At 65.2% G+C, this 12,834-nt stretch carries 15 protein-coding genes; 6 read left to right on the plus strand and 9 right to left on the minus strand.

All coding sequences use genetic code 11. From position 1 onward, the window contains the following. Positions 1–98: 98 nt before the first annotated feature. Together WAL33_RS12040 and WAL33_RS12045 are read right to left on the minus strand one after the other, a co-directional pair. Positions 99–800, minus strand: coding sequence for a response regulator (locus WAL33_RS12040; RefSeq protein WP_422181723.1), 702 nt, complete (start codon positions 798–800; stop codon positions 99–101). Continuing rightward, positions 797–1,315 (minus strand): MarR family winged helix-turn-helix transcriptional regulator, encoded by a 519-nt coding sequence (locus WAL33_RS12045; RefSeq protein ID WP_422181725.1) that lies wholly within the window; start codon positions 1,313–1,315, stop codon positions 797–799. The genes WAL33_RS12040 and WAL33_RS12045 overlap by 4 nt, the downstream gene beginning before the upstream one ends. 80 nt (positions 1,316–1,395) lie before the next feature. Between WAL33_RS12045 and WAL33_RS12050 the strand changes: the two genes are divergently transcribed. Next, positions 1,396–2,283: a branched-chain amino acid aminotransferase gene (locus tag WAL33_RS12050; RefSeq protein ID WP_422181727.1), complete on the plus strand. Its 888-nt coding sequence runs from the start codon at positions 1,396–1,398 to the stop codon at positions 2,281–2,283. Positions 2,284–2,520: 237 nt separating this feature from the next. Here WAL33_RS12050 and WAL33_RS12055 read toward each other — a convergent pair whose 3' ends face one another. From WAL33_RS12055 to WAL33_RS12085, 7 genes are read right to left on the minus strand one after another with little or no spacing between them, the layout of a single operon-like run. Then, positions 2,521–2,937, minus strand: a complete 417-nt coding sequence (locus WAL33_RS12055; RefSeq protein WP_422181729.1) for a DUF4870 family protein — start codon at positions 2,935–2,937, stop codon at positions 2,521–2,523. Beyond that, positions 2,937–3,311, minus strand: a complete 375-nt coding sequence (locus tag WAL33_RS12060) for a DUF4870 family protein (RefSeq protein ID WP_422181731.1) — start codon at positions 3,309–3,311, stop codon at positions 2,937–2,939. The genes WAL33_RS12055 and WAL33_RS12060 overlap by 1 nt, the downstream gene beginning before the upstream one ends. A 47-nt stretch (positions 3,312–3,358) precedes the next feature. After that, entirely contained in the window at positions 3,359–3,934 is a 576-nt protein-coding gene (locus WAL33_RS12065) for a hypothetical protein (protein ID WP_422181733.1), read from the minus strand. A 10-nt stretch (positions 3,935–3,944) separates the two neighbouring features. Further along, entirely contained in the window at positions 3,945–4,355 is a 411-nt protein-coding gene (gene folB / locus WAL33_RS12070; protein WP_422181735.1) for a dihydroneopterin aldolase, read from the minus strand. Positions 4,356–4,365: 10 nt separating this feature from the next. After that, positions 4,366–5,133: an SDR family oxidoreductase gene (locus WAL33_RS12075; RefSeq protein ID WP_422181737.1), complete on the minus strand. Its 768-nt coding sequence runs from the start codon at positions 5,131–5,133 to the stop codon at positions 4,366–4,368. A gap of 4 nt (positions 5,134–5,137) precedes the next feature. Then, positions 5,138–5,284, minus strand: coding sequence for a hypothetical protein (locus tag WAL33_RS12080; protein ID WP_422181739.1), 147 nt, complete (start codon positions 5,282–5,284; stop codon positions 5,138–5,140). A 52-nt stretch (positions 5,285–5,336) separates the two neighbouring features. Next, positions 5,337–5,831, minus strand: a complete 495-nt coding sequence (locus WAL33_RS12085; RefSeq protein ID WP_422181741.1) for a hypothetical protein — start codon at positions 5,829–5,831, stop codon at positions 5,337–5,339. Between the two features lie 122 nt (positions 5,832–5,953). On the opposite strand from WAL33_RS12085, the gene WAL33_RS12090 reads away from it, so the two are divergent. The 5 genes from WAL33_RS12090 to WAL33_RS12110 all read left to right on the plus strand — a co-directional run. After that, positions 5,954–6,424 (plus strand): NUDIX domain-containing protein, encoded by a 471-nt coding sequence (locus WAL33_RS12090; RefSeq protein ID WP_422181743.1) that lies wholly within the window; start codon positions 5,954–5,956, stop codon positions 6,422–6,424. A 54-nt stretch (positions 6,425–6,478) separates the two neighbouring features. Beyond that, the gene (locus WAL33_RS12095; protein WP_422181745.1) at positions 6,479–7,075 is read left to right on the plus strand and encodes a hypothetical protein; all 597 of its coding nucleotides are present in this window, start codon (positions 6,479–6,481) and stop codon (positions 7,073–7,075) included. Between the two features lie 174 nt (positions 7,076–7,249). Next, a complete protein-coding gene (locus WAL33_RS12100) occupies positions 7,250–8,701 on the plus strand; it encodes an aldehyde dehydrogenase family protein (protein WP_422181747.1) in 1,452 nt (483 codons plus the stop codon). A gap of 44 nt (positions 8,702–8,745) precedes the next feature. Further along, complete coding sequence (locus WAL33_RS12105; RefSeq protein ID WP_422181749.1) at positions 8,746–10,440, plus strand: DNA sulfur modification protein DndB; 1,695 nt, start codon at positions 8,746–8,748, stop codon at positions 10,438–10,440. Positions 10,441–11,017: 577 nt separating this feature from the next. Further along, a partial coding sequence (locus tag WAL33_RS12110; RefSeq protein WP_422181751.1) for an AMP-binding protein occupies positions 11,018–12,834 on the plus strand: 1,817 nt, incomplete at its 3' end.

Raw genomic sequence — 12,834 nt, forward strand, 5'->3', positions numbered from 1 at the left:
ACCTCCCCCAGAGGGGGAGGATCTGTTCCGAGCGGATGCTCCCCCTTTGGGGGAGCTGTCGGCGAAGCCGACTGAGGGGGTCTTCACAGCAACAATCATTAATCCGGCGCCAGCCGATAGCCGACGCCGCGCACCGTCTGCAGATAGCGCGGATTCTTCGGATCGGGTTCGATCTTGCGGCGCAGGCGGGTGACCTGGACGTCGACGGCGCGGCCGGTGGGGTCGACGGTGTCGCGGGCCAGCTCCAGGCGGTCGACCGGGGCGTGGGCGACCTTGGCCAGGCGACGCAGCAGGGCGACCTCGGCCTCGGTCAGGCGGATCGGCTCGCCGTCCCGGGTCAATTCGCCGCGCTCGGGCTCGAAGGCGCAGATTCCCAGGCTCAGCGTGCGCGGGCCGGACGGCCTGGGCGCGGCGCGGCGCAGGATCGACTCGATGCGCAACAGCAGTTCGCGCGGCTCGAACGGCTTGGCCAGATAGTCGTCGGCGCCGTGGGTGAGGCCTTCGATCCGGTCGTTGGTCTGGTCGCGGGCGGTCAGCATCAGGATCGGCGTCTTGCCCGCCTCGCCGCCCCGGGCCCGCACGCGCCGGGTGAACGAAAAACCGTCCTCGCCCGGCATCATCACGTCCAGAACCAGCAGGTCGAAGTCCATCGCCCCCGTCAGGCGGTCGGCGTGGGCGGCGTCGGCCGCGGCGCTGACCCGGAAGCCGGCGCGGGTCAGGAATTCCTTGAGCAGGGTGCGGATGCGGTCGTCGTCGTCGACGACCAGCAGGTGGCGTTCGGCGCGCTCTTCGGGGGTCATAGCCCCTCCCGACGATTGAGGCCGACGCCTTGGCGCGGACCGGCCAGGGCCGCCAGGATGCGGCGCGCGCCGGCCACGCCGTCCAGGCCGCCGGTGCGGTAGGCACGGCCCAGCAGGGTGCGCAGCCGCTCGGCCACCCGGTGCTCGAAGGCGATCCCCTCGGGGGTCAGCTCGGCCGGCCGGCGGCGGGCGTCCAGGTCGCCAGCCGCCTTCTGGGCCAGGTTCAGACGCTGCAGGTCCGACAAGGTCTTGCTGGCCGCCTGTTTGGACAGGCTGGTCAGTCTGGAAAGGTCCTGCACGCCGATGCCCGGCCGGCGGCGCAGCAGGAAGGCGGCGCGCCAGTGCGAGCGGCCCAGGCCCGGCCCCTCGGCCTCCAGAGCCGTGTCGACCGCCGCCCACAGGCCCGCCTCGGCTAGCAGCAGCAGCTCCAATCCGCTGTCCAGCTGTTCTTCGCCGAGGATCAGGCGCGGATCGGTGGAGCCCCCGACGGGTCCCGATGAAAGCGGCCCGGCCATCAGCTTGCGTCCATTTTATTTGACCTTCCGCGGCTCGGGGCGTCTAAGAACCGGGTTCCAAATAAGGAGGTCTTTGACCGATGTCTCTCGTTCCCTTCGACGATCGCGATGGTTGGATCTGGCTGGACGGCCAGTTCGTTGCCTGGCGGGACGCGAAGGTGCACGTATTGACCCATGGCCTTCATTACGCCTCGTCGGTGTTCGAAGGCGAGCGGATGTACGGCGGCGAGATCTTCAAGCTGACCGAGCATACCGAGCGCCTGTTCAAATCGGCCGAAATCCTCGATTTCAAGATCCCCTACACGGTGGCCGAGATCGATGAGGCGTGCAAGGCGACCGCGGCCAAGAACGGCCTGAGCGACTGCTATGTGCGGCCCATCGCCTGGCGCGGCAGCGAAATGATCGGCGTTTCGGCGCAGCAGACCAAGATCCACGTGGCCATCGCCGTGTGGGACTGGCCCAGCTATTTCGATCCGGCGACCAAGGCCAAGGGCATCCGCCTGACCTGGGCCAAGTACGACCGCCCGGCCCCCAATACGATCCCGACCGCCGCCAAGGCCGCCGGGCTCTACATGATCTGCACCATCTCCAAGCACGCCGCCGAGAAGGAAGGCTATGCCGACGCGATGATGCTCGATTATCGCGGCTATATCGCCGAGGCGACCGGGGCCAACGTGTTCTTCGTCAAGGACGGCGTGCTGCACACCCCGACCCCGGACTGCTTCCTGAACGGCATCACCCGTCAGACGGTGATCCAGATCGCCAAGCAGCGCGGCGTCCAGGTGGTCGAGCGCCACATCGAGAAGTCGGAGCTGGCGGGCTTCACCGAGTGCTTCATCGTCGGCACCGCCGCCGAGGTCACCCCGGTGTCGGAGATCGGCGAGTTCCGGTTCACGCCGGGCCCGCTGTCGCTGTCGCTGATGGACGAGTACGCGGCCCTGGTGCGCCGGGAGCTGGTGTCGGCTTAAACGGCGTCGTCTTGGCTGAATGAAATGATCCCGGAGCGGCTTGGCCGCTCCGGGATTTTTTATGTCTCGGCGGCTAACGCTTGCCCCCTACGGACCGCTTCGCGGTCGTCTTCCCCCATAGGGGGAAGAGCCGCGCGCCTTAGGCTCCGCCCCCTATGGGGGCGGACAGACGGCGAAGCCGTCAGGTGGGGGCAAGTGGGTGTGATCTCACCTGGAAACGTCCGTGCGAACGGCGCGTCAGACCAGCCAGGCCTGCGGCCGGGGATAGGCCTCGCCCTTCAGCAGATAGACCAGGCCCAGGATGGTGCGGACCACGAAGAACACGCTGATCACGCTCATGATCGTTCCGCCGACGATCAGCAGCGGAATGCCGATCAGCAGCACCGCCAGGGCCAGGCCCACCAGGAACAGCGCCAGGCCCGCCAGGAACCCGCCGATCGACAGCCAGAAGGTGCGGATGGCGAAGGTGTAGTGGCTGGCGTTGATCGGACCGGCCGTGTCGCGATTGACATAGGCGACGATCAGCCCGGCCAGGAAGGTCAGGCCGTTGGTGAAGCCCAGCAGATACAGGGCGTAGACCACGATCGGCAGGACCTTGTCCTCTTCGACGCGGCCAGAAGGCGGGGCAGGCGTGGTTTGGGCGGCGTCGCTCATCAGATCATCCAATTGCGGGGCGTGGGATAGGGCTGGATCTTCAACAGCCAGGACAGGCCAAGGATGCATCGCACCGCGACCCATACCCAGACGGCGGGCAGGATCACGAACCCGACGCCCAGCGGCAGCAGCACGCAGCCGATCACCGAGAACAGCAGCGACAGCCAGAAGGTGCGGATCTGGAAGACGTAGTGGCTCTGCAGCCATTCGGGCGCGGCGGCCTTGCTGACATAGGCCAGGATCACGCCGACCACGGCGGTCATGCCCGCCGAGACCAGCCCGGCCAGATAGAGGGCGTAGATCACCAGCGGCAGGGTCTTGTCGTCCTGCAAGGGGGGCGGGACGGCGGGATCGTCGGTGTTGGTGGTGTTCATGCAACGATGCTCGTCGAAGACGGCGGCGAACGCAAATGAAGGTGCTGTTAGGTGGGGCTCTTCTCCTCCGGCAGCAGGTCCTCGGGCAGGGCGTGCGGGTCCAGGCGCCGGCCTCGGCCCAGCCAGGGCAGGACGGCGGCCAGCAGGATCAGGACGAAGGCCATGCGGGCGGCGATGGCGATCGCCATGCCGGTCATGCCGGGGCTGAGGGCCAGCAGCAGCATCACCGCCGTGCCGAAGCCCAGCAGGCCCATCACCCAGGTCAGGCCTTCGCGCGCGGCGATCACGCCGGCGACCTCGAACCGAGCCCGAGGAGCCAGGTCCGCCGCCACCGCCGCCACGGCGCGGGCGAACAGCGAAAAGCTCGCCAGCCGGTCGTCGAACCGGCCGGGACCCAGATAGCTCTGGGCGGTCAGGATCGTCTTGCGCCGGCCGAAGGCCAGGGTCAGCACCCGGCGATGGCCGCCGTCGCGCGGCTTGGCCAACCGGAAGACGGTCAAGGCCGAGATCGGGAAGCGCCGCTCGCGCGGGCCGCGACGCTCGATCAGCTCCGCGCCTTCCAGCGTCCAGACCGTTTCGGGCTGGAAGGGGGAAAGGCGGGCGCTGTGAGAGACGCGGCTCATGATTTGGGGCTCACCCCCGGACGGCGGTGATTTCCACCCCGGCCGCGGCGGCGTGGGGGGCCAGGGCCAGGGGCTTTTCGACCCGCACCCGGGCGCGGGTCACGCGGCCGTCGGCGAAGCTGGCCTGGGCCAGCCGCTCGGCGAAGGTCTCGACCAGGTCGATATGGCCCTCGGCGGCGATGGCTTGGGCGGCCTGCAGGATGGTCTCGTAATTGACCGTGTCGCCCAGGTCCTCGCAGTGGCTGGCGGCGACGTCCAGCTCGACATCGATGACCAGGGGCTGCTGGCGGCCGTGCTCGTGGTCATAGACCCCGATCCAGGCGTCGACCTTCAGGCCGCGCACGAACACCTTGGTCACGATCACCCGGGCCGCGTTCGGCTGGGGGGCGTCGTTCGGGGTTTTCAGGGGTTGAGCGGCCAATGCGAGACTCTCAGGAACCGATGATGTCCGGCGTGCGCCAGCCCAGATGCTGACCCGCGTCGACCGCGATCATCTGGCCCGTGACCGCCGTGGCGTCAATGAGGTAGCGCAGGGCGGCCGTCAGGTCGTCCAGCGAAACGGTCCGTTCCAGCGGGGTTCCGGCCGCCTCGCGCTCGAACTCGCCGGGAGCCTGGTGCACCGAGGCCAGGGTGGGGCCGGGGCCGATGGCGTTGACCCGGATGCGCGGCGCCAGGTCCTGGGCCATGGTCTGGGTCGCCCACCACAGGCCGGCCTTGGACAGGCTGTAGCTGAAGAACTGCGGATTGGGCCGCAGCACGCGCTGGTCGACGATGTTGACGATCTGGCCTTGCGTATCGGCCGGCAGGGCGGCGGCGACGGCCTGGGCCAGCACGACGGGCGCGCGGAGATTGGCGTCCAGATGGGCGTCCCAGCTTTGACGGGTCGCGGTGGCCAGACGGTCGTCCTCGAAGGTCGAGGCGCTGTTGACCAGCAGGGTGACCGGACCCAGCGCCTGGGCGGCGCGGCCGACCAGGGCGGCGGTCTGGTCCTCGTCCGTCAGCTCGGCGTCGAGGATGACGGCGCGGCGGCCCAGGGCGGCGATCTCGTCGGCGACGGCCTGGGCGTCGTCCTTCGCGCCGGGGCGAGCCGTGCGGTAGTGGACGGCGACGTCGAACCCGGCCCGCGCGGCCTCCAGGGCCAGGGCGCGGCCGATCCGGCGGCCGGCGCCGGTGACCAGGGCCGAGCCGCGCTTGTCCATGATCTTAGTCGAAACGGCCGAACTCGAACTTGTTGAGGGCCAGGATGACCACCAGGAAGATGGCGATGATGCCGATCGCGATCATGGGCGCGGGTCCGTTGTCAGACTGAAAGGTGATGCGGGCTTTAGCGGGGGCGGGCGTGGTCCGCAAGGGCGCGAAGATTTCCCACTAGGTCATTTAAATGATGCTCTAAGGCAATTGGCTAGCGGGCAATAACGGCGCTTAGGGCGCACCAGCACCCAAACGCAAACACGCATAGCGACAGAATGGCTGCCGCTATGCCGCCAAACTGAGCCGCAATCCCCGCACGCATGAACACCGTCGGAGGCTTCCACACACGGTTATCGCCACGCAAACGTATGAGCGTTTCCTCCCGTTCGCGCCCAGTGGCATTTGCAAAAAAATCTTGAGAGAGGAATGCGCCGATGTTGCTTAGCATCGCGAGGACCATACCGAGCACGAATGAGCCAAATGCCCACCAAAGTGGAGCACCCTTCAACGTAATGGCGGCGTGTTTCCCGGCTGTATTTCCAATGAACGTAAAAAGGCCAACGATAGCCCCACCATTCATTAACATCAGCGACTTTAATGCGCTGTCCGCAAACTGAACTTGATACCGAAGGCGATCAGCCATTTCTGCTGTTTCAGCTGCAAACAGCAGTTCATGAACCTTCTGAGCTCGCTCTGACTCGTCCATGCTGACCTTCCGATGATGGGTTGCTAACCTATAGCAGCAGCGTCGCTCAATGCGCATCCGGTTGGTGTCCTCTGAACAAGTGCGAGGATGACGGGCGGGGGTGCTCGCCCTAAGCTTTTCCCATGCTCTGGCGTCGCCGTGTCGAACCCTTCACCCGTCCCCTGGTCTATGCCTGGTTCCGCTTCAAGCGCGGCCTGACTTTGGGCGTGCGCGGCGTGATCACCGACGGCGAGGGTCGCGTGCTGCTGGTCCAGCACACCTATGTCCACGGCTGGTATCTGCCCGGGGGCGGGGTCGAGCGGCGCGAGACGGCCGAACAGGCCCTGGCCCACGAGATGCAGGAGGAGGCCGGCGTGCGGGTGCTGGGCCGTCCGACCCTGGTCTCGGTGCACAGCAACGAGCCGCGCCACCCGGGCGATCATGTGCTGGTCTACCGGGTCCACGCCTGGGAGCCCTGCGCCGCCAGCGCCCAGGGCGAGATTCACCAGGTCGGCTGGTTCGCGCCCGACGCCTTGCCGGACGACACCACGCCCAGCACGCGCCGACGCATCGCCGAGGCGTTGAACGGGGCGCAATGCGACCCGATGTGGTGAGGTGTCCTAAGTCGAGTTGCTAGACAACCACCGAGCACATGCGAAGCTGAACACATGAAAAGGAAAACGCTAGTTGTTTGCTCGGGCGGTGTCGTGGCAGTCGTCACCGCTATCACGGTCATCGGCGCTGCCTTGAATAGCGAAAGCGGCTTGTTTGGAGCCGAAGCCGCAGCTTGGGCTCAGGCCGGCGGTACGATTGGTGCTCTGTTGATCGCGGTCTATGTCGCCCAAATCACAATTGAAGCCGAACAGCACCGACGTCGGCTCGCGGCAGCGGATTTAGTGAACGCTATTACTGACACAGTGGATATGGCGCTAAATGATATTGATAGAATGCGACAGGCGGTGAAACGCGCCAGTCCAACCGAGATGGCCAATGCGGTTGCTGCATATGACCCCTCTACTGCATTTCCACTTGGGCATTTGCTAAAGCTCTCAGTTGAACGGTGGCCAAGCCCCATCGTTTTTATGCGCACTACGGCTGTAAACGAGCACCGCGCACAGTTTGTGGATAATGCGCTGCGTGTAGCCGCCCACTTGAAGGACGGCATGCTCGCCGAATGGAACTCTCTACGCAGTTTGGAAGCCAATTTGGATAAATCTGAAGTGGCATTCAGGCAGTCCGTTGCTGGCATTGTCCTCGCCGACTAGCTGCATCGCTTGATAGTTGAGTTTCCCGATGAGCGTCTTTGGCGACTTTGTGGAAACTCGATGGGACTCCTGCGATCAGGCCTTCCCCAGTGATCAACGATCATTAAAATGGATGTTTGAACGAGGGCCGACGTCCCGCCGGACGTGAACGACCCCCAACCGGAGGAGCACGGCATGCGCGACTACCTGAAGTTCTACATCGACGGTCAGTGGGTCCAGCCCCAAGGCGCCAATGGGGGCTCCAAGACGGTGGACGTGATCAATCCGGCCACCGAGGCCGTCGCCGGCCGGGTGACCCTGGGCACGGCCGAAGACGTGGACCTGGCGGTCCGCGCGGCCCGCAAGGCCTTCCCCAGCTACTCCCAGACCAGCCGCGAGGAGCGCATCGACCTGCTCGAGCGGATCATCGCCGAGTACCAGAAGCGCTTCGAGGACATGGCCAAGGCCATCACCGAGGAGATGGGCGCCCCGTCGTGGCTGGCCCAGCGCGCCCAGGCGGCGATGGGCGTCGCCCACGTCCAGACCGCCCTGCAGGTGCTGAAGGACTACAAGTTCGAGGAAGATCGCGGCACGACCCGCCTGGTCAAGGAGCCGATCGGCGTCTGCGCCTTCATCACCCCGTGGAACTGGCCGGTCAACCAGATCGCCTGCAAGGTCGCGCCCGCCCTGGCCGTCGGCTGCACCATGGTGCTCAAGCCCTCGGAAGTGGCCCCGTTCTCGGCCTGGATCTGGACCGAGATCCTGGCCGCCGCCGGCGTGCCGGCCGGCGTGTTCAACCTGGTCAACGGCGACGGCCCGACCGTGGGCGCGGCCCTGAGCTCTCATCCGGAAGTCGACATGGTGTCGTTCACCGGCTCGACCCGGGCCGGCATCGAGGTGGCCAAGAACGCCGCCCCGACCGTCAAGCGCGTGCACCAGGAACTGGGCGGCAAAAGCCCCAACATCATCCTCGACGACGCCGACTACCAGAAGGCGGTCGGCGGCGGCGTGGCCTCGGTGATGATGAATTCGGGCCAGTCGTGCAACGCCCCGACCCGGATGCTGGTGCCGCAAAAGCGCATGGACGAGGTGATCGCCATCGCCAAGGCCGCGGCCGAGGCCCACACCGTGGGCGACCCGAACGGCAACTCCAAGCTGGGTCCCGTCGTGTCGGAAGTGCAGTGGAACAAGATCCAGGGCCTGATCCAGAAGGGCGTCGACGAGGGCGCGACCCTGGTCTCGGGCGGCCCCGGCAAGCCGGAAGGCCTGGAGACCGGCTATTATGTGAAGCCCACGGTCTTCGCCAACGTCACGCCGACCATGACCATCGCCAAGGAAGAGATCTTCGGCCCGGTTCTGGCCATCCTCGGCTATGACGGCGTCGACCAGGCCGTGGCGATCGGCAACGACACCGAATACGGCCTGGCCGCCTATGTCTCGGGCAACAACGAGTCCGAAGTCCGCGCCGTGGCGTCCAAGCTGCGGGCCGGCCAGGTGATCCTCAACGGCGCCGGCCCCGACCTGATGGCCCCGTTCGGCGGCTACAAGATGAGCGGCAACGGCCGCGAATGGGGCGACCACGCGTTCGGCGAGTTCCTCGAGACCAAGGCCGTGCTGGGCTACGGCGCCAAGGTCGCGGCGGAGTAACTTCCTTCTCCCCTTGCGGGAGAAGGTGTCAGCGAAGCTGACGGATGAGGGGTCGCACCGGCGAAAGCCGTGCGGCCCCTTCTTCGTTTGACGTTCCCATTGTCAGGTTTAGTCGGATTGGGCTGGTCGAAGCCGATAAATTTCTCTGCCTGGCAGAGAAATTTATCGGCCAGGCCGTTTACTTTTGGCCGTTTAAGTGCGTATTTATACGCCAGGCGGAAGTCTGCCTGTCTCAAAGGGAGCTGAAAATGGCCGAGGGAAAGCGTTACGGGCTTGATCAGCTTCGGAAAACGGGCGGGCGGGGTACGGTGGATCTTCCCGTGCTGTCTGGTTTCAACATGGGCAACAGTACGCTCAACATCACGATGCCGATGGGCACGTTCCGGGAAGTGGCGCTTGTGGCGAATGAAGCTCGCATGATCGCTATGGGTGAAGGGCCGGAGTCGATCGCACAGCGTCAGTTGCTTCCCGACCATGCCAAGAAGCTTGCGCTTTACATTTTGCGTGGTCTGCTCGCAGGCGTGAAGGCGAAGTGGCTGGAGGAGGGGAAGCACGTTCCCGACTGCCTGGCTGATATTCTGAACGAACTTGGCGAAGGCCCCTACCAGGCGCTTCAGCCGTTCACGGCCAATATTCGGAATATCCAAGAAGGGGGGTTAGAGTTTGAGGACACCGCTGCGGGTGTCATCCTTCACCTTCATAAGCTCCAGAAGTTGTTTGTGGTTGATGGGCAACACCGCCTCCGTGCTGGTGAGCTTGTCCACGATTGGCTGAACACTGTTCTTACGAACGCCAAATATCCGAAGAAGGGGCTCTGGATTGGAGAAACCCAGGAAGTCACTTCGGAAGAAATGGAAGTGTGGACGGCTGCCCTGACGCAGTTCGGAATGGCTTTCACCATCGATGTCACCGTGCATCTTGATCTTGATCCAGAACAAGAGCGCCAACTTTTTCATGATCTCAATGTGCTGGGAAAAAAACCGTCCTCAGCTCAAGCACTAGCTTTCGACGCGGCGAACCCGGTCAGCAAGTACGTTACCGATCGCCTTGCGCCTGGTGGCAACGTACATGGCTTGCGGGTTATCGATGCGGGCCACAAGAAATCTGGATCCAAGCTCGATGACGCAGCCATCTATCGCGATGATCTCGTAAATACCTGCGCAATTCTTTTCCGGGGGGCCTTCAATCAGTCAGGGATTACTCCACTCGACGTGATCGGCTCGGAGGACTACGCCGACGCTTTCTGGGCGGCGCTCGCCAAACAACCTCATTGGTCGGTGCCTGACCGCGACAAGTTCACGCTTCTAGCCCAGCCTACGGCCGTTAAGGCTATGGCGTTTCTTGTGCGGTCATTTCACAATGGAGAAGAAGCTCGGGATAGAGAGGTGGCGCACGCAAAGCGTGATGCTATTATCCAAGCTCTTGCGGATGGTCTTGTAGACTTCAGCTACGACAATACGCTTTGGCGAGTATACTTAATGAGCCAGGACGAACGTAGCGCCGCATTTCCGGGAATCGAGGCTTACATTACTCCCGACACCGTCCGACTTCCGTACGGCGTTTGGGATGATGAGGCGGGGCGACTCCAACTAGGACCGAACGCCCGAGATATCGCGCGCTACCTGGCTGATTTGGTGCGGTACCTGCTTCGTGATCATGTCGGTCTCGAGCCTCGTCCCGGCCTGGTTTCGCTGAAGAAGAAGCTAGCGGAAGCGGAGGCTGAAAAGCTGAAGGTGTGATGAAAGACGGCCACGGCGCACAAGATCGCGACATGGCCGTCCCATAAATTTCGAGTGTGCAGCGTGTTCGCTTTCTGAGGGCCACGCACGCTGCACAGAACCGCTGACGAAGGAGTGCAAGGTGACCTGGCAGATCACTTCGACAATACCGTAGCCCCCGCGAGGGGGTTCCGTCGCAGTCCGTGGGGCCAGTTTCACGGCCTCCACGGCTGCGTATTAGCTCAATCTATGAACTGTGTCTAACGTAGCAGGGAGGTCGTTATGGCCCGTAAGCAGAGCTCTCCCCCCGTTAGCAGTCTGGCAGCGAAGGTTCTGGCTGGGAAACCCGCCACCCGCGCTGAGCAGTTGCGGCTGGCCGCTTCAGTCCTTTCTCAGGACGAAAAACGCGGAAAATAAGGGTTAGCGTCGTGGATGTGTGGCCCTGTGAAAACAGGACCACACATTCCTGATTCAGCCTCATGGGTCCTGCTCCCACAAAGGGAACCGCCGCAGCTTGACGTCCCGTCACGCTTTACGCCCACGTCAGGCGGCGTAACCTCTCCGGTAAACAACGATAACCGACCGGGAGAGAGCGATCATGGACGGCGCCGAAGCCCTGACGGCCGCGCGGGACCCCAGCACCGCGCCCTTCAAGCCTCTGCCGATGAAGGGCGCCGACATCAGCGTCGACCGGCGGCCCGACGGCAGCATCGTCATCACGTCCAACCACGCGCCCGGCGAGGGGCCGCGCACGATCAGCCACCTGCTGGCCGAGAAGGCCGCCGCCCATCCCGACCGGCCCTATCTCAAGCAGCGCGAGCCCGGCCACGGCCCCTGGCGCGGCGTCACCTACGGCCAGGCCCAGCGGGCGGTCGAGGGGATCAGCCAGTGGCTGCTGGACCAGGGCCTGAGCGCCGACGACAGCGTGATGATCCTGTCGGGCAATTCGATCGAGCACGCCCTGATGACGCTGGGCGCCTACGGGGCCGGTGTTCCGGCCGCCCCGGTCAGCCCGGCCTACAGCCTGATGTCCACCGATCACGGCAAGCTCAAGCACTGCTTCGACAAGGTCGCGCCCAAGGTGGTGTTCGCCCAGTCCGGCGCGATGTTCGACAAGGCCGTCGCCACGCTGCGGACCCTCAAGCCCGACCTGCTGCTGGTCACCGCCGACGGAACCGGCCAGGGCGCCGTCGCCTTCGACACCGTCGCCGCCACCGCGCCTCGCGACGTCGTGGCCAAGCGCGAGACCCTGACGCCGGCCACCGTGGCCAAGTACCTGTTCACCTCCGGCTCGACCGGCATGCCCAAGGGCGTGCCCCAGACCCACGCCATGATGGCGGGGGTGATCGCCGGCCAGGAGGGCCTGCGCACCGACGAGCCTTCCGACGAGATCCCCAACAGCCTGGAATGGATGCCCTGGAGCCATATCTCGGCCGGCAACATCGGCTTCAACGCGGTGATCTGGGGTGGCGGCACCCTGTGGATCGACGAGGGCAAGCCGTTGCCGGGCCTGTTCGAGACCACGATCAAGAACCTGTACGAGGTCTCGCCCATCGTCTTCGGCTCGGCGCCGATCGCCTTTTCGATGCTGGCCGGAGCCATGGAGGCCGATCCGGTGCTGCGCGCCTCGTTCTTCAAGAACCTGCGCTACATGGCCTATGGCGGGGCGACGCTGTCGGACGACGTCTACAGGCGCATTCAGGCCCTGGCCGTGGCCGAGACCGGCCATCGGGTGCCGCTGGCCACCATGTACGGCGCGACCGAGACCCAGGGCATCACCCTGACCCATTGGATCACGGAGCGAGTCGGACTGGTGGGGCTGCCGCTGCCCGGCATCGCCCTGAAGCTGGCCCCGGCCGGCGCCAAGTACGAGGTGCGGGTCAAGGGGCCGACGGTGGCCTCGGGCTATCACAAGGATTCGGAAATGACCGCGGCGGCCTTCGACGAGGAAGGCTTCTACAAGCTGGGCGACGCGGCGCGGTTCGTGGATCCGGACGACCCGTCCAAGGGCCTGGTGTTCGACGGCCGGGTGACCGAGGACTTCAAGCTGGACAGCGGCACCTGGGTCAGCGTCGGGGTGCTGCGCCCCGACCTGGTGGCGGCTTGCAGCCCCTACATCCACGACGCGGTGATCGCCGGCCAGGACAAGCCGTTCGCCGCCGCCATGGTCTGGCCCTCGCCGGCCGGGCTGACGGCCTTGGTCGCCGATCCGGGGCCGGGCACGCCGCTGGAGAAGCTGACCGCGATCCTGCGCGAGCGGATCGGGGCCTTCAACGCCGCGGCTGGCGGCGGCTCGCGGCGCATCGCCCGCGTGGCCATCCTGACCGAACCGCCGTCCATCGACGCCGGCGAGATCACCGACAAGGGCTATGTGAACCAGCGCGCGACGCTGGAGCGGCGGGCGGCCACCGTGGC

Source organism: Caulobacter sp. (assembly GCF_049283275.1).
Classification (GTDB): Bacteria; Pseudomonadota; Alphaproteobacteria; order Caulobacterales; family Caulobacteraceae; genus Caulobacter.